Here is a 21765-nt window from a genome sequence, read left to right as displayed (position 1 = left end):
GCAGATCCTGTAACTTTTAGATGTGGTCATCCAGAAGTACGACACCGCACCGGAACTCGGCCTGCGCGAGTTGAAGAAGCGCAAGACCCGGCACGATCTGTGCCTGGCCGCGCGTCGCCTCGCCGTCGAACGCGGACTGGACGCCACCACCACCGACGACATCGCCAAGGCGGTGGGCGTCTCCCCCCGCACGTTCTTCAACTACTACGAGACGAAGATGGACGCCGTCCTCGGCCCGATCGAGATCGGTACCCAGGAAATGCGCGAGCAGTTCGTCGCGGGCGGTCCCACCGGCGTGCTGATCGAGGACCTCACCGCGCTCTGGGCCTCAGCGTACGAACCCGAAGCCGTGGTGCGCGAGAGCATTTCGCTCATCTTCGAGCTGGTCAAGACCGAACCGCGCGTGGTGGCAGCGTTCGTCGCCGCGGGCGTACGGCACGGCGATGCCGTCGGCGAGCTGCTGACCGCGCGGTTGGGCGGGCTCCCACCCCAATTCGCGTCCCTCACCGCGGCACTCATGTCCACCCTCGCCACCCACGCGGCGATGTCGCTGGCCGACCAATCGGATCGGTCCCTGGCGACCGCCCTCCACGAGCAGTGCGAACTGGCGGCCCGCCTGTTCCGCGACGACCTACCGACCACCGAGGAGAGCTCCCGATGACCACGACGGCCGAATCGCCGCCCACCCCGATAGTCCTCACCCAGAAGCGCGTCTGGCTCATCTTCTCCGCGCTGATCGCGGGCATGTTCCTGGCCAGCCTGGATCAGACCATCGTGGGCACCGCGATGCCGACCATCGTCGGCCAGCTCGGCGGCATCTCGAATATGGCCTGGACCGCGACCTCGTATCTGCTGGCCACCACGATCGTCATGCCGATCTACGGCAAATTCGGCGATCTGTTCGGCCGCCGCTGGCTGTTCCTGTTCGCGATCGCCGTATTCACCGCGGCCTCGATCGGCGCGGCGCTGTCCACCGGCTTCTGGGAATTCATCGTGTTCCGCGGGCTGCAGGGTGTGGGCGGCGGCGGTCTGATGATCCTGGCGCAGGCCATCATCGCCGATATCGTCCCGGCCAAGGACCGTGGCAAGTTCATGGCGCCCATGGGCGCGATCTTCGGCGTCACCTCGGTGGCCGGACCGCTGCTGGGCGGCTTCTTCGCCGATCAGCTGAGCTGGCGCTGGTGCTTCTGGATCAATGTCCCGGTCGGCCTCGCCGCGCTGGTCATCGCGTTCCGCTATCTGAGCATCCCGAGCCACCGACCCAAGGTGAAGCCCGACTATCTCGGCGTGGTGCTCATGTCGGCCGCGACCACGCTGCTGATTCTGATCACCGACTGGGGCGGTAAGCAGTACGCGTGGGGTTCGCCGACGATTCTGTCGATGGCGGCCGCCCTGGTGATCATCGTCGGCGTCTTCGTGGTCGTGGAGGCGCGGGCCGAGGAGCCGATGCTGCCGCTGTGGCTGTTCCGCAATCGCACCTTCGTGCTGACCTCGGCCATCGGCCTGGTGGTCGGCCTGGTGATGTTCGCGGCACTGGCATTCATCCCGACCTATCTCCAAATGGCCACCGGCGCTTCGGCTTCGGTGTCCGGACTGCTGCTGATCCCGATGATGATCGGCATGATGGCGACCCTCATCACCTCGATGACGGCGATCACCAAGACCGGCAAGTACCGGATCTATCCGCCGCTGGGCGCGTTGATCATCATCGCGGGCATGCTGTGGATGACCCGGATCGACGCGCACAGCTCCATGTGGCTGGTGTCGGCGATGCTGTTGGTCATCGGCGCGGGCCTGGGTCTGATCATGCAGATCATCGTGCTGGTGGTGCAGAATGCGGTGGCCCCCGGGCAGATCGGCACCGCGACCAGCGCCAACAACTACTTCCGCGAGATGGGCGGCGCGATCGGTGTGGCGATCTTCGGGTCGATCTTCACCAGCCGCCTCACCGACGGGCTGACCGATGTGTTCAAGACGCACTGGCAGGAGGCCGCCCAATCCGGTCTGCAGCCGGGCGGTTTGGTGCCCTCGGTGGTCAAGCACCTGCCCGGCCCGCTGCACGACGCCATCGTCGGCGCCTACGCAGACGCCTTGGTGCCCGGCTTCTGGTACGTGATTCCGGGTGCGATCCTCGCCTTCGTGCTGACGCTGTTCATTCCGCATCTGAAGCTGTCCGATGAGGCGGGCATGGTGGCTCGCGGCGAGGCGGTCATGGCCGAGGAAAAGGACTGATCACCGCTACCATGAGCCTCCATGAGCATTCGCGGACTGTGCGGTCTCGTTGCGGCGCCGAGCAATGCCCGAATCGGCTAGGCCGGACATGCTTCGGTCCTGGGCGCTGCTGCTCGGCACGCTGACCGTCGTCGTGGGACTGACCGCTCCGGTCGCCGCCGAACCGGCGCCGGAGCGGGATGTCATCGCGCAGATGTTCGGCTGGAACTGGCGCTCGATCGGCCGGGAGTGCGGCCGCACGCTGGGTCCGCTGGGTTACGGGGCCGTGCAGACCTCGCCGCCGGAGGAGCATTCGCTGCTACCGGAGCTGGGTTTTCCGTGGTGGCAGAGTTATTCGGCGGTGTCCTACGGGTTGACCAGCCGGTACGGGACGCGCGCGGAGCTGGCGGGTATGGTCCGCGACTGCCATGCCGCGGGGGTGCGGGTGTACGTGGACACGATCATCAACAATATGTCGGCGATCCAGGGGTGCGGAATCGGTAGTGGCGCAACGCCTTACTGCCATTACGAGTATCCGGCCGTACCCTACGGTCCCGACGACTTCCATCACTGCGGCACGCCGAACGACGCCATCGAGAACTACTCCGACCGCTATCAGACGCACCACTGCCAGACCCTCAACGCCTCGGATCTGGCGACCGAGAACGATCGCGTGCGCGACCGAATCGCGGGCTATCTGAACGATCTGCTGTCGCTGGGTATCGACGGCTTCCGCGTCGACTCGGCGAAATACATCGCCCCCGAGGATCTTTCGGCCATCGAGGCCCGGCTGTCCCGGCCCGCCTACGTATATCAGGAGGTCGTCTACAGCTGGAACGAGCAGGTGCGGCCCGAGGAGTATCTGGCCACCGGCGACGTCATGGATCTGCGCTACGCGGGCACGCTGAGCGCGATCTTCCGCCACGGACATCTGGCCCAGCTGCGCGATTTCGGCTCGGCGCTGCCGTCGGCGGGTTCGGTGGTCTTCGTCGCCAATCACGACACCGAACGCAACGGCTCCACCCTCACCTACGCCGATCCGGAGCGCTACACCCTCGCCAACGCCTTCCTGCTCGCCTGGACCTACGGCCATCCGAAGGTCCTCAGCGACTACGCCTTCGACGCCTACGACGAACCCTCGCCCTCGGATCCGCTGGGCCGCACCACCGATGCGGTCTGCGGCGACGGACACTGGCTGTGCGAGCACGCGTGGCCCGGCATCGGCGGTATGGTCGGGTTCCATCAGCGGGTCCGAGACGAACCGGTGGTCGACTGGACCGACGATTCGGGCGATCTCATCGCCTTCGGTCGCGGTTCGGCCGGATATATCGTCCTCAACGGTTCGGACTCCCCGGCTACCCGCTCGTACCGGACTTCGCTTCCGCCGGGCCGCTATTGCGATGTCATGCACGGCCTGCCGAGTGCGGGGACCTGCACCGGGCCCATCGTCGAAATCGACGAATCCGGCTGGCTGCACGCGGATCTCGCGCCGCGCGCCGGTCTGGCCCTGCACACCGGAGCGATGGTCACCGACTGATCCGCTGACCAATCTCGAGCCGGTTCGGTAGCGAAGAACACTCGGTATCGAATTTCCATCCGGCAGGAAAGGATTGAGTTACGTGCTCAACAAGGTTGCGGGTGTGATGGCGTGTGGTGCCCTCGTGGGACTGTGCGGGGTGATCCCCGCCCACGCCGAGGACGAGGGAACGACGAAGGAAGAGTCGACGGTGACGGTGGACAAGCTCACCGCCGTCAGCGAGAACGAGGCCTCGGTGGCGGTCTCCTTCACCTGCCCGGAGAATTCCGACGCCGACTACACCATCACGGTGACAGTGCGCGACACCGGCAAGGACAAAGACGGCAACAAGAAAGAGGACCTGAGCAAGCTGGTCTACGCCGAGGGCACCGGCTCGGGTAGCTGTGAGGAGGGCAAGGGGACCGCCGACGTCAGGGCAGGGATCCCCAAGACCAGCGGAGGCCAATTCACCGAGGGTGAGTCCTACAAGGTCCGGGCCGAACTGACCCAGGATCTCGCGATGAGCAAGACGGAGACCAAGGCCCTGGAGAAGGCACCGGAAGAGAAGGAATAGTCGTCATCCGGTGAAACGGCGAGTGCCGCAAGCCCTTCCGGACTCGCGGCACTCGTCCCGAAATAGATTCAGTTCCAGCGGGATTGCGCCTGCCTGCGAACGGCGTGCTCACCATTGGCCAAAACCTCGAGCTCCTCGAGGAAGCGTTCGATGCTCTCGGATTGGGCCTGGGGCGAGGTGATCCGGATGCGGACCTTCTCCTCGGTGCGGTCGAGCATGGCCGCGGTGAGATCGGTCTGCAGGTCGCGAATGAGTTGGCGGCGCAGTTGCAGAATCTGTTCGCGGCCCTGTTTGCGGACCCGTTCGACCTCGGCGGCGGCGGCCTCGCGCATCTGGGCGATGATGTGCTCGGCGTCGTCCTGCGCGTCGACCCGCATGCGCTCCAGCTCTTTCTGAGCCTCGGCCATCGCGTTGTCGTAGGCCTGCTTGGCCTTGGTCAGCCGATCCGCCGCCTCGGTGCTCTCCTCGAGCTGTTTGCGAACGGCCTCCTGATTGCGCGCCATCAGCGACTTCAGCGGCGGTTGAATCCATTTGACGAAGACGAACACGATCACGCCGAAGGCGAACAGCTGACTGAAGAAGACCGGCCATTCGAAGACGATGTGGTACGGCCCCGCGGCGAGGATGCCGCTGGTGTGATTCATGACGACGCCTGTCCCCTCTGCCGTCCGGCGCTGCTGCCGGCCCGCTGGCCGTTGACGCCGGAAACTCGCTCGGCCAGCGATTCCGCCAGAGGTTCGACCTCCGCGCGCAACTCCGCGGCCACCTGATCCGCCTCCGACCGCAACTGCGCGGCGGAGTCGGCGACGATCCGGTCGGCCTCCTCCTGGGCCTCGGAGCGAAGTTGTTCGAGAATGGCCCGGCCCTCGGCGCGCGCGGTATTGCGAATTTCGGCGGCTTCGGCGCGGGCCTTCTCGAGTCCCGACTGATAACGAGCTTCGGCCTCGGCGAACGTCTCCTTCGCTTCCTTGAAGTTCGCCGTGGTCTCATCGACCCGAGCCTCGCGTTCGGCCAACACCTTTCGGATCGGCGGAACGACGAAGAACCAGATAACTCCGAGCACGATCAGGAAGATCAACAGTTCGACGAAGAAGGTGCCGTTGGGGATGAGGAAGTTCCCCGCGGCCGTGACATCCGTTCGCGCGGCCATGGGGGTTACGCCCCCGGTGTGGCGAAGACGAACAACGCCATGAAGGCCAGGTTGATGAAGTACGCCGCCTCGACCAGACCGACGGTCAGGAAGAAGTTGACGCGCAACCGGCCCTCGGCCTCCGGCTGCCGGGTGACCCCGTTGATCAGCGCCGAACCGGCGAGACCGTCACCGATGCCGGCACCGATGGCGCCACCGGCCATGATGAGGCCGCCACCGATCAGGGCGCCCTGGACAATCGCGGGATCTGCTGCCATGTTTCACTTCCTGTTCTCGAACGTTTTCTCTTCGGCGAAGAGTCGGTCAGTGGTTTTCGTGCTCCAGGGCCATGGACTGGCTGAAGTAGAGCACGGTCAGTAGCGAGAAGATGAACGCCTGAATCGCGCCGACGAACACATCGAACAGCTTCCAGACGACGTTGGGCCCCCAGCTGATCCAGAACGGGAACAACGCGATCACCGAGATCATGACGCCGCCAGCGAACATATTGCCAAACAATCGCAGCGACAACGACAGCGGCTTGGCGATCTCCTCGATGACGTTGATGAACACCATCGACCAGCCGGCATGTCCCTTGAGCAATTGCTTCGCGTGGTTGACCGGACCGCGGCGCGCGATACCAGCGCCCTGGTAGAAGACGAACACGAAAAGCGACAGCGCGTAAACGAAATTGACGTCGGCCGCGGGCGGGGCGATCAATTCACCGTCGCCGTATTGCACCGGCAGCACCGACAACCAGTTCGACAGCAGGATGAAGGTGAACAGCGTGACCGCCAGCGGCAATGCGAACGGCGCGACCTTCATACCGATGGCCGATTCGACCTGATTGCGCATCTGAATCGTCACGGCCTCGAAGAACAACTGCGGGCCGTTGGGCACCCCGGAGGTGACCTTGATCCGGACGAATACGGCCAATCCGATCACGATCACCGCGGCGACCACGGTCGACACGATCGTGTCGACATTGAAATCCATACCCCACAGGTGCGCGACGGCGTGATGGCCGACCTTGATCTTCGGCTCGGATTCCTCCTGAGCCAGGAGATGCACGATGTTCATGGCGTTTGGCGCAGCCCTTTCCATTCGGGGACCACGGTGTGCAGGACTACGACGATTTGGAAGACGGCCAGCCCGAAGAAGATGCCGATTCCATTGGGACGGGCCAGGAAAGCCACCAGGATCGCGAGCACCGTCGTGGCGAGCAGGCGTACCGCCGTGGACAGCACCAAACCCTGCTTGCTCGCGGTTTCCGACCGAATGACGTGTGTGACCGACTTCCAGGTGAGTTGCGCATTGAGCCAGCCCAGTCCGAGTCCGGCGCAGACGAATACGCCCAGCAGCACCCGATCCAGTGCACCGGTAATCATCAAAGCCAATACGCCGAGAGCGGCCACAATAACCGCTACGCGGCGCATTCGGAGTCTGTCGACAGTCACTACGACACCGCCCTCGCCGATTCAACCCACCGCGTAGTGGGTTCGTGATTGACCGTCAGCTTACACATACCAACAGGCTTGTGTGGCAACTCTTTTGATCTTCGTTTACATGATCTTGAAATGCGGATCCGAAACGGCATCAGGTACTATTTAGCTACCGAGATCCGATCCCCCGGGGGCAAATCCAAAGCGACATGGGGACATTCGTAATAAATCGGAAATCTGCACGTCGAACTCATTTCCGAATTCGACTAAACAGACAAATCGGACATCTTCTCGGAAGCTGACGGCTCGCTGAACGGGAGGTTACATCCGATCGACCGAATAACCCCCTAGCACAACGGTTCCCGGACAGCAATCCGGACGAATGAGACAACCAGTGCGCGACACACCCCTGTCGCGCTGGCCACCGCCGCCCGCATCGGCAAAGGTGGCTGGGACCGATCGCCGGAACCCACCGAGAGGCAACGATGTCCGACCCCACACCGCTGCGCCGTCGCGGCCCGGTCCTGTGGTTGCTGATCCTGCCCGGACTGCTGTACTGCCTGGCGCCGGTGGTCGCCGATCGAATCGAGCCGCGGGTGTTCGGAATCCCGTTCCTGGTCTGCTATCTGCTGGCGGTCACGGCGCTGACCGGTCCGCTGGTGGCCCTGGTGGCCCGCTTCGATCCGGCCTATCGAAGCGGCGCACCGGAATTCGTCCCGGTCGACGACGACATCGAGCGGGAGCGGTCGTGACCGGTCGCGCGGCGGTGGCCGTATCCCTGTTCGCGGTGGCGATGGTCGTGACGGTCGTCATCGGCGTGCTGTCCGGGCGCGGCCGGGCGAAATCCCTGGCGGAATGGTCGATCTCGGGGCGTGGACTGGGCACCCTGTTCGTGCTGCTGCTGATGGCGGGCGAGTCCTACACCAGCTTCTCGTTTCTCGGCGCGGCCGGATGGTCCTACCGGTACGGGGTGCCGATCTTCTATCTGATCGCCTATCTGAGCACCGGACTGGTGGTGGCCTACTTCGTCGCGCCGCTGCTGTGGACCTACTGCGCCCGGCACGGACTGCTGTCGATCGCCGATATCGCCGAACACCGGTTCGGCTCACGGCCGCTCGGCGTGACCGTGGCGGTGCTGTGCACGGTGTTCCTCGTTCCTTATATACAGCTGCAGATTCAGGGCATGGGCGTGGTGGTGCACGCGATGTCCTACGGCTCGGTGGATCTGCGGGTGGCGGCGGCGGTGTCGTTCGTGGTGGCGGAGACGTTCATCCTGACCTCCGGACTGCGCGGATCGGCGTGGGTGAGCGTGCTCAAGGACGGGCTCGCGGTGCTGTCGGTGGTATTCCTCGCGATCTGGGTGCCCTGGCACTACTTTCGCGGTCCGGGCGAGCTGCTGGACCGGCTGGTCGCGGAGCGGCCGCAGTGGCTGACCTTTCCCGGCGCGGGCGGCGGCTCCTTCGGCGCGACCTGGTACGTGTCGACGATCCTGCTGAATGTGGCCACCATCTGCATCTTCCCCACCACGGTCGCGGGGTATCTGTCGGCGTCCGGACCGACGGCGCTGCGGCGCAATTCGATGCTGCTGCCGTGGTATCAGCTGCTGCTGGTTGTTCCGATCCTCATCGGCGCGGCGGCGCTGTTCGTCTTTCCGGCGCTGGGCAATTCGGATCTGGCGCTGTACGAGCTGGTGACCGATTCACTGCCCGCGCCGCTGGTGGCGGTGATCGGGATCGCCGGGGCGCTGTCGGCGATCGTGCCGATGAGCGTATTCCTGGTGGCCATCGGAACGCTGTGGGGCCGAACCGTTCTCGGCGGCGGGACCGGCGGGCAGGCGCGACAGCGCGGCTGGTCGCAGCTGGTGTGCGTGGTGGTCGGCGCGATCGCGCTGGCCGGGGCGGTGCTGTATCCCAAGGCCCTGGTGAATCTGTCGGTGCTGTCCTACGAGGGCATCGCGCAGCTGCTGCCCGCGGTGCTGCTCGGACTGTATTGGCGGCGGCTGACCGCGTTCGGCGTCGCGGCCGGGCTGATCGTCGGCAGCGTCGTGGTATTCGGACTGCACGCGGTGGGGCGCGATCCGCTGTTCGGGGTGAACGGCGGGCTCATCGCGCTGGGCCTCAATCTCCTGGTCGCGAGCGTGATCAGTCTGGCGTCGCGTCGGCCGAAGACAATCCGGGTGGATATCGCCCTGCCTGGTTGACCGCCCGGTCGGCGCGGGGCAGGGTGAGATTCATGACCGGCGACGAGGTCCGTGCGGGCGTCTCACTGACCAATCTGGACAAGCCGCTGTTCGACGGCGCGGACGCGACCAAGCGCGATCTCATCGAATACTTCGAGGCGGTCGGCGACCGGATGGTGGCACATCTGCGGGACCGGCCGCTGTCGGTGGTTCGCGTGCGGCCCGGGCAGGAGCCGTTCATGCAGAAGAACCTGCCCAAGTACACGCCGGAGTGGGTGCCGCGGGTGACCATGTGGGCCGAGAGTTCGCGGCGCGAGATCACCTATGCCGTCTGCGAGGATCTGCGCACGCTGCTGTGGTTCGGCAATCAGCGCGCGATCGAATATCACACGACGCTGCTGCTGACCGACCACGCCGCGGGTCCGACACATCTGGTCCTCGATATCGATCCGGCCCCCGATCAGCCGTTCCGGCAGGCCGTCGACGCCGCGCATCTGGTCCGCCGGGCCCTGGCCGACGACGGCCTCGCGGGTGCGGTGAAGACCAGCGGTTCCAAGGGCGTCCATATCTTCGTTCCGGTCCGAGCGGGCCTGGATATAGAGGACACCGCCGCGGCCACGCGCGCGATAGCCGCCCGCGCCGAACGCCTCGACCCCGACCTGGCCACCACCGCCTTCATCCGCGAGGACCGCGGCGGCAAGGTCTTCCTGGACTCCACCCGCTCCGGCGGCGGCACCGTGGTCACCGCCTACAGCCCCCGCATCCGCCCCGGCGTCACGGTCTCCTTCCCCCTCACCTGGTCCGATCTGGACAACATCGCCCCGCGCGACTTCACCATCCACACCGCCCCCGAGGCCCTCGGCAACCGCGACCCCTGGGCCACGGAAATGCCCGCCCCGCAATCGCTGCCCATCGATCTCATCGAGGAGGGTCATATCATCCCGATCGCCCGGGTCCAGGCCATGCACGAGGGAAAGCGCCGGGCGCGAGCCAAGCGGGAGAGCTCCTGACTTGCCGGATCGGCAAAGAAGTTTGTCAGTCCGGGGCAGGTGTCGCCATGGTGGAGATATGACCGAGACGACGCATCATCACAGTCCCGAACCGGCGGCATCGGCGCAGGAGTTCTGGGACGGGCTCTACGGAGAGCGAGAGCGGATCTGGAGTGGGAATCCCAACCACTGGCTGGTGGCGTTCGGGGCCGAACTGACGCCGGGGCGGGCGCTGGATCTGGGGTGTGGCGAGGGTGGGGACGCGGTGTGGCTGGCCGAGCGCGGGTGGCAGGTCACCGCGGTCGACATCACCGAGATCGCGCTGGGCCGCTTGCGGGCCGCGGCCGCCGAACGTGGTGTGGGTGAACGGATTCGGACCGAGCGGCGGGATCTGGTGGCCGAATTCCCCGACGGCGCATTCGATCTGGTCAACGCGCAGTTCCTGCAGTCGCCGGTGGAGTTCCCGCGCGCGCAGGTGCTGCGCCGGGCCGCGCGGGCGCTGGTCCCCGGCGGGCTGCTGCTGATCATCGATCACGGGGCCATGCCGCCGTGGTCGCGCCACCCGGAGAACCACGTCCACTTCCCCTCCCCGAACGAGGTGTACGAGGAGCTGGGCCTGGACGAAAACGTTTGGCGCGCCGAGGTTCTGGATACTCGCGAGCGTCCCGCCGTCGGCCCGGATGGCGAATCCGCCGTCCTGCTCGACAACATCATCGCCATCCGCCGCCTGGGCTGACCGCTATCGCGCGCCCTCCGCGCCCCGCCGCGCCACCGAATCGATCGCCACCGACACCGCCAGCACGACCGCGGTCACCATGAACCGCACCGAAGAGTCGACATTGAGCAGCAGCATGCCATTGGTGATCGATTGGATGACAAGGATTCCCAGCAGCGCGGCATAGGCGCGCCCGCGCCCGCCGAACAGGCTGGTGCCGCCGATGACGGCGGCGGCGATGGCATTGAGCAGAATATCGCTGCCTCCGGAACTCTGATTCACCGCGACCAACCGCGAGGCGGCGAGAATGCCGCCGACCGCCGCCAGCACCGAACAGCCGACGAAGGCCGCGATCCGCACCCGGGTGACATTGATCCCCGCCCGCCGGGCCGCCTCGGCATTACCGCCCACGGCATAGATGCGACGGCCGAATACGGTGCGCTGCAACACCAGATCCACGGCGACGACCAGGCCGCCGAAGATCACCAGCGTCAGCGGGACGCCGCGATCGGAGTTCAGCACCAGCGCGGTCACCGCGAGCGCGAGGGCCAGCGCCCCCGAACGGGCCGCGAGCCAGGCGGGCGAGGCGACGGCCACCCCGGCCCGCGAGCGCAACCGGCGCGTGCGCAGGCTCGCCGTGAGTTGCCCGCCCGCGAGCAGCACCACCAGCGCCCACGCCACGCCGGGCGCCAGCCAGGTATCGCTGATCACCGCGATCCCGCGATCGAACGGCAGATTGACGGTGCCCTGCTTACCGAGCAGATACAGCATCAACCCCTGCCAGCCGATCAGCCCGGCGAGCGTCACCACGAACGACGGCATATTCAATCGAGTCAGCATGACGCCGTGCAGCGCCCCGATCGCCGCCGCCACGACCAGCGCGGCCAGCACCGCGAAAACCCAGTTCCAGCCGTGGCGCACATACAGCAGGGTCATCACCACGGCCGTCAGCCCGCTCACCGAACCCGCCGACAGATCGATCTCCCCCAGCAGCAGCACGAGCACGATGCCCAGTGCGATGGTGCCGGTGGCCGCCATCTGCAGCGCGAGATTGGTCAGATTCTCCGGGGACAGGAAGTGCGCGTTGAGCCGATCGAAGACGATCGCGATGACGACCAGCCCGATCACGACCGGCGCCGAACCGACCTCCCCCCGGCGGATGCGGTCGGTCACCGCATCCGCCGGACCCCTCAGTCGGTTCATTGCGCCGCTCCCGTGATCGCCGCGACTATGGCCTCCTGGGTACTCGTCGCGGTCTCGAACTCCCCCGCGTTGCGGCCCAATCGCAGCACCACCACCCGGTCACTGACCGCCCGCACATCGACCATGTTGTGGCTGATGAGCAGTACCGCCAGCCCGCGTTCGCGCAGCCGCCGCACCAGCGCCAGCACCTGCGCGGTCTGTTCCACACCGAGGGCCGCGGTCGGCTCGTCGAGGATCACCATGCGCGGCTCACCCAGCAGCGCCCGCGCGATCGCCACCGATTGCCGCTGACCACCCGACAGCGCGCGCACCGGCGTGCGCACATCGGGAATCTTGACATCCAGCGAGGTCAGCAGATCGCGGGCGGCCCGCTCCATCCGGATCTCATCGAGCACGCCGAGACTCCTCGTCTCCGAACCGAGATGAAGATTGGCGACCACGTCGAGGTTGTCGCACAGGGCCAGATCCTGGAAGACCGTGGTGATGCCGAGGGCCTGCGCGTCCTGGGGCCGGGCGATGCGCACCGGCGCGCCCGCGAACCGGATCTCGCCGGAGTCGGCGGCCACCGCGCCCGAAATCGCCTTCACCAGAGTCGATTTCCCCGCGCCGTTGTCGCCGACCAGCGCGACCACCTCCCCGGCACGCACCTCGAGATCCGCACCCGCCAGCGCCTGCACCCCGCCGAACCGTTTGGTGATATCGCGCGCCTCGAGAACCGTTGCGGAGGAACTCATTTCACCCCCGCTGAGGCACAGGCCGCCGCCACATCCGGCGTGCAGATCTCCGCCGCCTTGTAGAGGCCGTCCTTGACGATGGTGCTCGCGACATTGTCCTTGTTCACCGCGATGGCGTCGAGCAGATAGGACGGGATATCCGCCGCGCCGTTGTTCGTGGTGGCCGGCGCCGCGGGCTTGTCGCCGCGCCCCAGGGCCACGGCCAGTTCGGCCGCCTTCTCCGCCTGCGCGCGGTAGTTCAGATAGATGGTCATGGTCTGCTGGCCGGTCAGAATCCGTTGCACCGCAGCCAATTCCCCGTCCTGACCGGTCAGCGGCGGCAGGGTCGAGTAACCCGCCCGCTGTAGCGCGGCCACCGCGCCGCTGGCCATTCCGTCATTGGCCGAGTACACCCCGACGACGGCGTCCTTACCCAGGGCGGTGATGGTCTGTTCGGTCTCCTGCTGCGCCTTGTCGGGACTCCAGTCGGGAGTGTCGAATTCGCGGCCGATCCGCACCTTGCCGTCGAGGGCCTGATGCGCGCCCTTCTTGTAGTCACCCGCACTGGGGTCGGTGGGCGCGCCGTTGAGCATGAGGATCTGACCCTTGTCGAGGGTGCCGCGGCGGGCCAGTTCGGCCAGCAGCGCCTCGCCCTGCACCCGGCCGACCTTCACATTGTCGAAGGAGACGTAGTAGTCGTAGCCGACACCGGAGATGAGCCGGTCGTAGGCGATGACCGGAATCTTCTTCTGCTGAGCCGAATGCACCTGCGGCGCAACCGCATCGGCATTGACGGCATCGAAGACGATCACATCCGCGCCCTGGGTGAGTGCGGCCTCGAACTGGTTCTGCTGTTTGGCCGCGTCCTGGTCGGCGTTGAAATAGAGCACCTTGCAGCCGGCGCACAGCTGGGCGACCTTGGCCTCGAACAGGGGGCGGTCGAAGGCCTCGTACCGTGTGGTCTTGGATTCCGGAAGCAGCAGCGCGATGGTCGGGGTACCGCCGACCTTGCGATTTGTGCCTGTGCCGGAGGAACATCCGGTCGCCAGGGCGAGTGCGGCCACCGCCGCGGCGACGATCAGAATTCGACGCATGAGGATCACCGTGCCGAAGAGAGAGGGGCACGCCCGATTGAGCGTTGGTAAGAAAGGTAGTTTACTAACTATCGGGTGTCCAGAGGTGCGAGGAGAGTTTCGATGATTCCGACCGGCAAGCCACAACTGCTGCGCACCATGAACGAACGCCTGCTGCTCGATCATCTGCGCCTGGCCGGGCCGTCCTCGCGCGGCGCGCTGGCGAAGGCCAGCGGGCTGTCCAAACCCACGGTGTCGGCGGCGCTTTCGGGTCTCGAGGAGGCCGGACTGGTCCGACTGGTCGGGTCGCTGTCGGGGCGGCCGGGGCCGAGCACCGCGATCTACGATCTCAATGCCCGCGCGGGGGTGGTGGCCGGAATCGATATCGGCCGGCAGTGGATCCGCATCGCGATCGCCGATCTGCGCGGTGAGTTCATCGCCCGGCGCGAAGTGCGCAACTCGGCGCGCTCGGCCGCCGATCTGGTGCGGCGCGTGCGCGCCCTCGCCGATCGGGTCGCCACCGAGGCCGAAATGGATTGGGCGGCGGTCACCTACGCGGTCGTGGGCAGTCCGGGCGTGCTCAATCCGGAGACCGGGCGCTTGGACTACGCGCAGAATCTGCCCGGTTGGGGTCGCGCCGGACTGGTCGAACGGCTGCACGCCGCGCTGGCGGTGGAGACCGCGATCGAGAACGATATCAACCTGGCCGCCCTGGGCGAGTTGGCATTCGGGGCCGGGGCGGGGGTGCGCAACTTCGTGCTGATCTCCGTGGGCACCGGTGTCGGTATGGGCATCGTGATCAACGGCGAACTCTACGTGGGCAGTTCGGGCGCGGCCGGTGAGGTGTCGTTCCTGCCCACCACCGAGGTCGACACCCCGGCCTCGGATGCCCGCCAGCGCGGTATGACCGAATCCGTCGCCGCCGCGGGCGGAGTGGCGCGCATCGCCGAACGCGCGGGGCTGGCCGCCGGCTCGGCCGCGGAGATCTTCGCCGCCGCGGCGGCCGGTGACGCACGCGCCGCCGCGGTGGTGACCGCCGAGGGCCGCCGGATCGGCGCGCTGATCACCGCCGTGGCGGCCATTCTCGATCCGGAACTGGTGGTGCTCGGCGGCGGCATCGGCCACAACCTCGATCTGCTCGGCGCGGCGATAACCGAACGGATGACCGAATTGGGGCCACTGCGACCACGGTTGGTGGCCAGCGCGCTGGGCGAGGACGGAGTGCTCGCGGGTGCGGTGTCCAGAGCGCTCGATGTCGCGCGGGATCGGTTGTTCGAACGCCGCGGTGGATAACCGAATTTCGGCCTGAAGGGATTAACTCGGGCTGTGCTGGGTATCACACCGGTCGAGCGATCGACCCCGATCCGAGGGTTGTCGTATGCCGTCTTGGTTGCAGCTTCACACCGTTGAGGAGGCAGTACCATGAGCAGTACCCCGTCCGGTTCCGATTCCCTGATATACAACATTCAGGGTTCCGGTGCGCCACTGAATATCGTCATGGTGGCCCCGCCGTATTTCGAAGTTCCGCCCGCCGGATACGGCGGCGTGGAAGCGGTGGTGGCACAGCTTGTCGATGCGTTGGTCGCACGCGGACACCGGGTCACCCTCCTGGGCGCGGGCCGGGCGGGCACGTCCGCCCGCTTCATCCGGGTCTGGGACAAAATTCTCGCCGAACGCCTGGGGGATCCGTTTCCCGAGGTACTCAATGCCCTGAAGGTGCGCAAGATCATCGCCGAACTGGCTCGTACCGAGCGCATCGACGTCATCCACGACCACACCTTCGCGGGCCCGCTCAACGCGCCGGTGTATGAGGCGCTCGGCATCCCGACCGTGGTGACCGTGCACGGTCCGGTCGACGGCGAGGAGCAGACCTACTATCGGGCGCTGGGCGATTCGGCCCAGTTGATCGCGATCAGCGACCGGCAGCGGCAATTGGCGCCGCAATTGAATTGGCTTGGACGGGTTTACAACGCCGTACTGCCGAGCGAATGGCCATTCCAGAAGAAAAAGCAGGATTTCGCATTGTTCCTGGGCCGCTATGCGCCGTACAAGGGACCGGATCTCGCATTGGAATCCGCGCATGCCGCAGGTATGCCACTGGTACTCGCCGCGAAGATGAACGAACCCGCGGAAAAGGCTTATTTCCGGCGTGCGGTAAAGCCGCTGCTGACCGATCGCGATTTCGTCTTCGGCGAGGCCGACGCGGTCGCCAAGCGGCTGTTGCTGTCCCAGGCGCGCTGCCTGATCTTCCCGATCCGGTGGGAGGAACCGTTCGGCATCGTGATGATCGAGGCGATGGCCTGCGGCACACCGGTCGTCGCGCTGCGCGGCGGCGCGGTCGCGGAGGTGGTCGAGGACGGGGTCACCGGCTTCATCTGTGACGATCCGGCGGAATTGCCCGCGGCCATGGCCGAGGCGTCGCGACTGGATCCGGTCGCCTGCCGCCGCCGGGTGATCGAGCGCTTCTCGGTGGATCAGCTCGGGGCCGGATATGAGGCGGCGTACTACTCGGCGCTGGATTGTGCTCGGCTGCCGCGTATTCCGGCCGCCGGTCGGGCGATGGACCGTGGACTGTCCGCGGTCGCCAACCAGTAGCCCACGCCACCGGCGTATCGGTCGATCCCGCGGTGAGCTCTCCCGTGGGATCGACCGATGTGCCGGGGTCGAACGGGCGAGATCGCGCGCGGGATTGAGTTCATGGCTGCCGGGTAGCCGCTGCGGTATGACCGATACCAAGCCCGATGAGACCGGATCGACCTGTCCGCCGCCGGGACCCGCGCTCGATCAGCGCGAACCGGAGTATCGCAGTCCCACCGGTGAGCCCGTGAACGCCGAACCCGGCGCGCGCGGCCCGCGCGGCGAGGCCCTGACCACCTCGCAGGGGGTGGTGATGAGCGATACCGATCATGCGCTCAAGGCCGGTCCGCGCGGACCGCTGCTGGTGCAGGACTTCCACTTTCGCGAGAAGATCACCCATTTCGACCACGAGCGCATCCCCGAACGGGTGGTGCACGCGCGCGGCGCGGGGGCGCACGGCGTCTTCCGGGCCAATGGCGCGGCGGCCGAGTTGACCCGGGCGAAATTCCTGCGGGCCGAGGTGGAGACGCCGGTATTCGTGCGGTTCTCGACCGTGGCCGGTTCGCGCGGTTCGGCCGACACCGTGCGCGACACCCGCGGCTTCGCGACCAAGTTCTATACCGACGAGGGCGTCTACGACCTGGTCGGCAACAATATCCCGGTCTTCTTCATCCAGGAGGCCATCAAATTCCCCGATGTCATCCACGCGGCCAAACCGCACCCCGATCGAGAGATTCCACAGGCGCAGACCGCCCACGACACGTTCTGGGACTTCGTCACCCTGCATACCGAGGCGACCGCGCACACCTTCTGGTCGATGTCGGATCGGGCGCTGCCGCGGTCGTTCCGCATGATGGAGGGCTTCGGCATCCACACCTTCCGGCTGGTGAACGACGCCGGAAACACCACCCTCGTCAAATTCCACTGGAAGCCGCGCCTGGGCGTGCACTCCATGCTGTGGGAGGAAACGCAGCTGACCGGCGGCTTCGATCCGGACTTCCATCGCCGGGATCTGGCCGATGCCATCGAGGCCGGGGCATTTCCCGAATGGGATCTGGGCGTGCAGGTCTTTCCGGATTCGCCCGAGCAGACATTCGAGGGTATCGATCTGCTGGATCCGACCAAGATCGTTCCGGAGGAGTTGGCGCCGGTGCAGATCATCGGCACGCTGCAGCTCAACGCGAATCCGGTGAACTTCTTCGCCGAGACCGAGCAGATCGCGTTCTGCCCCGACCATCTGGTGCCGGGTATCGAGCCCAGCGACGATCCGCTGCTGCAGGGGCGGCTGTTCTCGTATCTGGACACCCAGCTCACCCGGCTCGGCGGGCCCAATTTCACACAGCTGCCGATCAATCGACCGCACGCGCCGGTCAACGACAACTTCCGCGACGGTATGCATCAGACCGGCGTGCATCCGGGAATCAATGCGTACAAACCGAATTCGACCGGCGGCGGTTGCCCGTTCACGGCGTTGACGGCCGATCGGGCCTATGTGGAATCGCCCACGCCGATCGCACCGCCCGCACGGAAGGTGCGCATGTCGGCGAATACCGATGCGCCGGTGTCGTTCTCGGATCACTACTCGCAGCCGCGCATGTTCTATCGCAGCCTGACCCCGGTGGAGCAGCGGCATCTCGGTGAGGCGTTCGCCTTCGAACTGGGCAAATGCGAGGACGAGACGATCCGGGAGCGCGGGGTGCAGATGGTCGCCGAGGTCGATACCGATCTGGCCGGTTTCGTCGCAACGCAGCTGGGACTGCCTGTGCCGCAACCGAAGTCGACGGTCGTCGAACTCGCTCCGAGTCCGGCGCTGTCACAGTTGCGCGGGGCGTTCCCCGTGGACGGGCGCAAGGTCGCGATCGTGGTGGACGATGCGGTGGACACCTCGATGCTCGACGATCTCGTGCGGTACTTCCAGCGCGCCGCGACCAGCCCGATGGTGGTGGCCCCGCATGCCGGAAAGCTGAACCACCAGAGCGGAATCGCGATCGATCGCAGCTTCGCGACCATGCGGTCGGTGGAATTCGATGCCGCGGTCTTCCTCACCGCCGCCTCGGACCACCGCGTCGACCTACTGATCGGTGAGATGTGGCGACACGGCAAACCACTCGCCGCGGCGGGGGCCGGAGAAGAGGCCATGAAGCGCAATGGCATCGCGGGCGATCAGGCCGGGGCCTATCTGGGTGAGGATCTCGAGCGGATCTCCAACGGGTTGGTGGACGCGCTCGGGGAGCATCGGGTTTGGGCTCGTTTTTCCTGATCCCCTTTCCTGGTTCCCGGCGCCCAGCGCCGGGAACCAGGCCCCCTACAGAACCGGATTACCGCCGGTCACAGCGATCCGAGAACCGGAAACATAGCTGCTCTCATCCGCGGCCAGCATCACATACACCGGAGCCAGCTCCGCCGGCTGGCCCGCGCGCCCCAGTGGGGTGTTGTCGCCGAATTCGGCGACCTTCTCGGTGGGCATGGTCGACGGGATCAGCGGGGTCCAGATCGGACCCGGGGCGACGCTGTTGACGCGAATTCCGCGCTCCCCCAGCAACTGCGCCAGGCTCGCGCAGAAGTTGGCGATGGCGGCCTTGGTGGCGGCGTAGGGAGCGAGTTTGGGGCGGGGCATATCGGAGTTGACCGATGAGCTGCCGATGATCGACGAACCCGGGCCCATATGCGGCAGCGCGGCTTTGACCAGGCGGAACATCGCGCCGATATTCAGGTCGAAGGTGTAGTCCCACTCCTCGTCGCTGATCTCCTCCAGAGTGTCGTGCGACATCTGATACGCGGCATTGCTCACCAGGACATCGATGCGGCCGAATTCCTCGACGGCCCGGTCGACCACGGCGCGGCAGTGCGCGGGGTCGGACAGGTCACCGGCGACCAGGACGGCCCGGCGACCGGCCTGTTCGACCAGCTCCGCAACCTGTTTCGCGTCGTCGTGCTCATTCAGATAGGAGATCAGCACATCGGCGCCCTCACGGGCGAAGGCGATGGCGGTCGCGCGGCCGATACCGCTGTCCGCACCGGTGATCACCGCCGCCTTACCGGTCAGCCTGCCGCTGCCCCGATAGCTGTCCTCACCGCAATCCGGTACGGGCGTCATCCGGCCCTGCACCCCGGGAACTTCCTGCTGCTGCTCGGGAAAACCCATGTCCACTCCTCTCGAAACGGCCCATGGTGGCCTTACCCCGGCGGCTCGTGGCTAAAGCTCAGTGCTCGATCGCGCCGAGGCGGCCTTCCAGGAGCAGCAGCAGAGCGGCGAGGATGCGGGCCAGATCGGCGCGTTCGTCCCCGGGGAGTCCGGCCAGCAGGTTCTTCTCGTAAGCGAGTTGCCGCGGCAGGATCTCGTCGACCAATTCCACTCCGGCCGGGGTGAGCGACAAATGGGCCACCCGGCGGTCGCGCCCATCGGGCCGCCGCGCCACCAGGCCCCGAACCTCCAACCCCCGAACACGTTTGGTGACCGCCGCGGGCGAGGCGAAGGTCTCGCGGGCCAGGCGTCCGGGCGTCAATTCCCCACCGACCCGTCGCATGGCGCACAGCACCTCGAATTCGGGTCGGCTCAACTCCGCCCGCCCCAGCGGCGCGTCCCCGACCTGCTGGAACAGCGCGGCACAGCGATTGATCCGGCCGATGATCCCGACCGGCTCGGTATCGAGGTCGGGATGCACGCCGGCCCATTGACGGAGAACGCCGAAGACGGCGTCCTCGGAGGGTGACGGTGTCACGGAATCGCCACCGATCTGGTGGTCAGGTCGGCGAGGGCGCGGTGACCCGCGCGTTCGGCGGCGACGATGCGTTCCTCGGGCAGGGGGGCGCTCCACCACTCGCCCACCGCGATATCGGTGGCTTCGCGGGTTTCGATCAGGGCCGCGGTCAGGCGGGTGCGGGCGGCGGTCGGGTCGGAGGTGGTCGGGGCGGTGGCCGTGGCGGCTTCCAGGGTGCGCAGGGCCGAGGTGACGCGGCCGGAGACGCGGCGATTCGGGATGAGGAAGCAGAAGACGATGCCGATGGCCGCGCCCACACAGGTATCGAGCCAGCGGTCGAGGACCAGGCGGTGCGCGGGGGTGCGAATGACGAACTCCGACATGGCCAATGCCATGGGCGTCACGAAGATCATGGCCAGGCCGTAGTTGCGCGAGATGGTCGCCTCGGTCGCCAGCAGACAGATCAGCGAGACTGCGACCAGGGCCGCCGCGCTGTGCAACAGCGGCGCCAACGCGGTGAACAACAGCACGCCGCCGAGACTACCCAGTACGCGCAGTACCGCACGCTGCCAGGTCAACGCGGTATTGGCGACATAGGTCGCGACCGCGGTCAGCACCGCCCAGTAGGGCCGCTCCACACCCAGCGCCATCGAGGTCCACCCCGCCGCGGCCCCGCCCAGGGCGACCCGCAGTCCGATGGGCAGCAGCGGCGAACGGGGGGCGAACGCCGCGAGCAGACCACGCAGCCCGCCGACGGGACTGTCGGCCGCGTATTCGACTGCCGCACCACGCATCTCGGCCTCCTCGGCGGTGGCCGAGCGAACCACCGGTATGCCGTGCGGGCGGCGCAATTCCCGCGCCCATTCGGCGAGGGTATCGGCCTGATCGAAACGCCGCGCGGCCGCGCAGGATTCGGCCCGGGCCACCAGGCGTGCCAGGGGTGCGCGCTCGGCCGCGCCCGCGGGCACCAGACGCAATGTCTGCCAGGCGGCATAGACGGCCGCGGCCGCCTCGTAGCGCAGCCGCGCCCCGGCTGGTCCGTCATCTGTACTGCGCAGCAGCCGCTCGGTCGCCGTCAGGGCCCGCGCCACGGCCAGCCGTTCGGGCGCATGCGGCCGAAACATACTGGGCGCCAAGCACACCAGCCAGGCCAGCGCCCCACCGAACAGCACCAGAGCCAGATGCAACGGTAGATCGCCGAGCCGCGCCGGAACGAAGGCCGCGGTCGCGACGACGAAGGTGAGCACCACATTGCCGGGCGGCCCGACCCGCGTCGCATCGCAGCCCACCTTGAAAAGCCCTGCCAGCAGGGCGATCACGGCCACCTTCAGCGCCGCCGAGTCGATGAGCGCCGCGGCGAGCGAGGCCACGGCCGTTCCGGCGGTCATACCCAGCACCACCCAGATCAGCGTGCGCGCCCGCGCGGCATACGGCAGCCCGTGCGCGTACAGCGCGCACAGTCCACCCGCGCTGGTGTAGAGCGCGAGCTCGAGATGCCCCAGCGCCAGCAGCACCAACTCCGGCACGCCGATCGCGATCAGCGCGCTCAGCGCCGACCATCGCCACGTATCGGCGACGGGCCGCAATCGCAGCAGACCGTGCACCGGCAGCGCCCGGCGCAGGCCGCGACGCGGGCGATCGTCCTGGTCGGAGCCTCGGGCAGTCGTGGACATATGAAAAGATTAACAGGTGTTTTACCTATAAAATAACTGTCAGTACGCTTCCGTGATCGCGCTTACAGGC

At 66.8% G+C, this 21765-nt stretch carries 22 protein-coding genes; 11 read left to right on the top strand and 11 right to left on the bottom strand.

What is annotated here, in order from left to right; genetic code table 11:
• Window positions 1-22 precede the first annotated feature (22 nt).
• The 4 genes from NP4_RS08130 (at window position 23) to NP4_RS08115 (ending at window position 4301) form a co-directional block, all read left to right on the top strand.
• A complete protein-coding gene (locus NP4_RS08130; RefSeq protein ID WP_067994316.1) occupies window positions 23-661 on the top strand; it encodes a TetR/AcrR family transcriptional regulator in 639 nt (212 codons plus the stop codon).
• The gene (locus NP4_RS08125; RefSeq protein WP_067994314.1) at window positions 658-2232 is read left to right on the top strand and encodes an MDR family MFS transporter; all 1575 of its coding nucleotides are present in this window, start codon (window positions 658-660) and stop codon (window positions 2230-2232) included. Before NP4_RS08130 ends, NP4_RS08125 begins: the two co-directional genes overlap by 4 nt.
• Window positions 2233-2320: 88 nt before the next feature.
• The gene (locus NP4_RS08120; RefSeq protein ID WP_067994311.1) at window positions 2321-3748 is read left to right on the top strand and encodes an alpha-amylase; all 1428 of its coding nucleotides are present in this window, start codon (window positions 2321-2323) and stop codon (window positions 3746-3748) included.
• Window positions 3749-3830: 82 nt separating this feature from the next.
• The gene (locus NP4_RS08115) at window positions 3831-4301 is read left to right on the top strand and encodes a hypothetical protein (protein ID WP_067994308.1); all 471 of its coding nucleotides are present in this window, start codon (window positions 3831-3833) and stop codon (window positions 4299-4301) included.
• A gap of 68 nt (window positions 4302-4369) precedes the next feature.
• Here the strand turns inward: NP4_RS08115 and NP4_RS08110 are convergent, their stop codons facing one another.
• Genes NP4_RS08110 through NP4_RS08090 form a run of 5 tightly spaced genes read right to left on the bottom strand, consistent with a single transcriptional unit; the run spans window position 4370 to window position 6866 of the window.
• Window positions 4370-4945, bottom strand: coding sequence for a F0F1 ATP synthase subunit B family protein (locus NP4_RS08110; RefSeq protein WP_067994303.1), 576 nt, complete (start codon window positions 4943-4945; stop codon window positions 4370-4372).
• On the bottom strand, window positions 4942-5451 hold the full coding sequence (locus NP4_RS08105) for a F0F1 ATP synthase subunit B (protein ID WP_067994300.1): 510 nt from the start codon (window positions 5449-5451) through the stop codon (window positions 4942-4944). The genes NP4_RS08110 and NP4_RS08105 overlap by 4 nt, the downstream gene beginning before the upstream one ends.
• Before the next feature lie 5 nt (window positions 5452-5456).
• Window positions 5457-5708 (bottom strand): F0F1 ATP synthase subunit C, encoded by a 252-nt coding sequence (locus NP4_RS08100; RefSeq protein ID WP_062512981.1) that lies wholly within the window; start codon window positions 5706-5708, stop codon window positions 5457-5459.
• Window positions 5709-5754: 46 nt separating this feature from the next.
• Window positions 5755-6510, bottom strand: coding sequence for a F0F1 ATP synthase subunit A (atpB, locus tag NP4_RS08095; RefSeq protein ID WP_067994296.1), 756 nt, complete (start codon window positions 6508-6510; stop codon window positions 5755-5757).
• Window positions 6507-6866: an ATP synthase subunit I gene (locus tag NP4_RS08090; RefSeq protein WP_067994293.1), complete on the bottom strand. Its 360-nt coding sequence runs from the start codon at window positions 6864-6866 to the stop codon at window positions 6507-6509. The genes atpB and NP4_RS08090 overlap by 4 nt, the downstream gene beginning before the upstream one ends.
• 491 nt (window positions 6867-7357) lie before the next feature.
• Between NP4_RS08090 and NP4_RS08085 the strand changes: the two genes are divergently transcribed.
• The 4 genes from NP4_RS08085 to NP4_RS08070 are packed head-to-tail and all read left to right on the top strand — an operon-like array spanning window position 7358 to window position 10776.
• Window positions 7358-7624: a DUF3311 domain-containing protein gene (locus tag NP4_RS08085; RefSeq protein WP_067994290.1), complete on the top strand. Its 267-nt coding sequence runs from the start codon at window positions 7358-7360 to the stop codon at window positions 7622-7624.
• Complete coding sequence (locus NP4_RS08080) at window positions 7621-9072, top strand: sodium:solute symporter family protein (protein ID WP_067994287.1); 1452 nt, start codon at window positions 7621-7623, stop codon at window positions 9070-9072. The genes NP4_RS08085 and NP4_RS08080 overlap by 4 nt, the downstream gene beginning before the upstream one ends.
• Window positions 9073-9104: 32 nt before the next feature.
• Window positions 9105-10061 (top strand): non-homologous end-joining DNA ligase, encoded by a 957-nt coding sequence (gene ligD, locus NP4_RS08075; RefSeq protein WP_067994284.1) that lies wholly within the window; start codon window positions 9105-9107, stop codon window positions 10059-10061.
• Between the two features lie 58 nt (window positions 10062-10119).
• A complete protein-coding gene (locus NP4_RS08070; protein WP_067994281.1) occupies window positions 10120-10776 on the top strand; it encodes a class I SAM-dependent methyltransferase in 657 nt (218 codons plus the stop codon).
• A 3-nt stretch (window positions 10777-10779) separates the two neighbouring features.
• On the opposite strand, the gene NP4_RS08065 is transcribed toward NP4_RS08070, so the two are convergent.
• From NP4_RS08065 to NP4_RS08055, 3 genes are read right to left on the bottom strand one after another with little or no spacing between them, the layout of a single operon-like run.
• Entirely contained in the window at window positions 10780-11958 is a 1179-nt protein-coding gene (locus NP4_RS08065) for a sugar ABC transporter permease (protein WP_067994279.1), read from the bottom strand.
• Window positions 11955-12692: an ATP-binding cassette domain-containing protein gene (locus tag NP4_RS08060; protein ID WP_067994277.1), complete on the bottom strand. Its 738-nt coding sequence runs from the start codon at window positions 12690-12692 to the stop codon at window positions 11955-11957. The genes NP4_RS08065 and NP4_RS08060 overlap by 4 nt, the downstream gene beginning before the upstream one ends.
• Window positions 12689-13765 carry a sugar ABC transporter substrate-binding protein gene (locus NP4_RS08055; RefSeq protein ID WP_067994275.1) on the bottom strand — a complete coding sequence of 359 codons (1077 nt, stop codon included), beginning with the start codon at window positions 13763-13765 and terminating at the stop codon, window positions 12689-12691. Before NP4_RS08055 ends, NP4_RS08060 begins: the two co-directional genes overlap by 4 nt.
• A gap of 102 nt (window positions 13766-13867) precedes the next feature.
• Here NP4_RS08055 and NP4_RS08050 point away from each other — a divergent pair, with 102 nt between their 5' ends.
• The 3 genes from NP4_RS08050 to NP4_RS08040 all read left to right on the top strand — a co-directional run bounded on the left by NP4_RS08050 (window position 13868) and on the right by NP4_RS08040 (window position 18581).
• Window positions 13868-15037 carry an ROK family transcriptional regulator gene (locus NP4_RS08050; protein WP_067994272.1) on the top strand — a complete coding sequence of 390 codons (1170 nt, stop codon included), beginning with the start codon at window positions 13868-13870 and terminating at the stop codon, window positions 15035-15037.
• A 129-nt stretch (window positions 15038-15166) separates the two neighbouring features.
• On the top strand, window positions 15167-16339 hold the full coding sequence (locus NP4_RS08045; protein WP_169813688.1) for a glycosyltransferase family 4 protein: 1173 nt from the start codon (window positions 15167-15169) through the stop codon (window positions 16337-16339).
• 127 nt (window positions 16340-16466) lie between these two features.
• Entirely contained in the window at window positions 16467-18581 is a 2115-nt protein-coding gene (locus tag NP4_RS08040; protein WP_067994269.1) for a catalase, read from the top strand.
• A gap of 45 nt (window positions 18582-18626) precedes the next feature.
• Here the strand turns inward: NP4_RS08040 and NP4_RS08035 are convergent, their stop codons facing one another.
• Genes NP4_RS08035 through NP4_RS08025 form a run of 3 tightly spaced genes read right to left on the bottom strand, consistent with a single transcriptional unit; the run spans window position 18627 to window position 21695 of the window.
• A complete protein-coding gene (locus tag NP4_RS08035; protein WP_067994267.1) occupies window positions 18627-19466 on the bottom strand; it encodes an SDR family oxidoreductase in 840 nt (279 codons plus the stop codon).
• 58 nt (window positions 19467-19524) lie between these two features.
• Window positions 19525-20043 carry a MarR family winged helix-turn-helix transcriptional regulator gene (locus NP4_RS08030; RefSeq protein WP_067994264.1) on the bottom strand — a complete coding sequence of 173 codons (519 nt, stop codon included), beginning with the start codon at window positions 20041-20043 and terminating at the stop codon, window positions 19525-19527.
• On the bottom strand, window positions 20040-21695 hold the full coding sequence (locus NP4_RS08025) for an FUSC family protein (protein ID WP_067994261.1): 1656 nt from the start codon (window positions 21693-21695) through the stop codon (window positions 20040-20042). The genes NP4_RS08030 and NP4_RS08025 overlap by 4 nt, the downstream gene beginning before the upstream one ends.
• Between the last annotated feature and the right edge of the window lie 70 nt (window positions 21696-21765).

The sequence above is a fragment of the Nocardia pseudobrasiliensis NBRC 108224 genome, from assembly GCF_001613105.1.
GTDB classification, from domain to species: Bacteria; Actinomycetota; Actinomycetes; order Mycobacteriales; family Mycobacteriaceae; genus Nocardia; species Nocardia pseudobrasiliensis.
This window is presented reverse-complemented; position numbering and strand designations above follow the sequence as displayed.

Coding starts and splice junctions, on each gene's coding strand:
- NP4_RS08125 (WP_067994314.1), top strand. CDS start 658: ATGACCACGACGGCCGAATCGCCGCCCACCCCGATAGTCCTCACCCAG.
- NP4_RS08120 (WP_067994311.1), top strand. CDS start 2,321: ATGCTTCGGTCCTGGGCGCTGCTGCTCGGCACGCTGACCGTCGTCGTG.
- NP4_RS08110 (WP_067994303.1), bottom strand. CDS start 4,945: ATGAATCACACCAGCGGCATCCTCGCCGCGGGGCCGTACCACATCGTC.
- NP4_RS08105 (WP_067994300.1), bottom strand. CDS start 5,451: ATGGCCGCGCGAACGGATGTCACGGCCGCGGGGAACTTCCTCATCCCC.
- NP4_RS08100 (WP_062512981.1), bottom strand. CDS start 5,708: ATGGCAGCAGATCCCGCGATTGTCCAGGGCGCCCTGATCGGTGGCGGC.
- atpB (WP_067994296.1), bottom strand. CDS start 6,510: ATGAACATCGTGCATCTCCTGGCTCAGGAGGAATCCGAGCCGAAGATC.
- NP4_RS08090 (WP_067994293.1), bottom strand. CDS start 6,866: ATGCGCCGCGTAGCGGTTATTGTGGCCGCTCTCGGCGTATTGGCTTTG.
- NP4_RS08085 (WP_067994290.1), top strand. CDS start 7,358: ATGTCCGACCCCACACCGCTGCGCCGTCGCGGCCCGGTCCTGTGGTTG.
- ligD (WP_067994284.1), top strand. CDS start 9,105: ATGACCGGCGACGAGGTCCGTGCGGGCGTCTCACTGACCAATCTGGAC.
- NP4_RS08070 (WP_067994281.1), top strand. CDS start 10,120: ATGACCGAGACGACGCATCATCACAGTCCCGAACCGGCGGCATCGGCG.
- NP4_RS08065 (WP_067994279.1), bottom strand. CDS start 11,958: ATGAACCGACTGAGGGGTCCGGCGGATGCGGTGACCGACCGCATCCGC.
- NP4_RS08060 (WP_067994277.1), bottom strand. CDS start 12,692: ATGAGTTCCTCCGCAACGGTTCTCGAGGCGCGCGATATCACCAAACGG.
- NP4_RS08055 (WP_067994275.1), bottom strand. CDS start 13,765: ATGCGTCGAATTCTGATCGTCGCCGCGGCGGTGGCCGCACTCGCCCTG.
- NP4_RS08050 (WP_067994272.1), top strand. CDS start 13,868: ATGATTCCGACCGGCAAGCCACAACTGCTGCGCACCATGAACGAACGC.
- NP4_RS08045 (WP_169813688.1), top strand. CDS start 15,167: ATGAGCAGTACCCCGTCCGGTTCCGATTCCCTGATATACAACATTCAG.
- NP4_RS08040 (WP_067994269.1), top strand. CDS start 16,467: ATGACCGATACCAAGCCCGATGAGACCGGATCGACCTGTCCGCCGCCG.
- NP4_RS08035 (WP_067994267.1), bottom strand. CDS start 19,466: ATGGGTTTTCCCGAGCAGCAGCAGGAAGTTCCCGGGGTGCAGGGCCGG.
- NP4_RS08025 (WP_067994261.1), bottom strand. CDS start 21,695: ATGTCCACGACTGCCCGAGGCTCCGACCAGGACGATCGCCCGCGTCGC.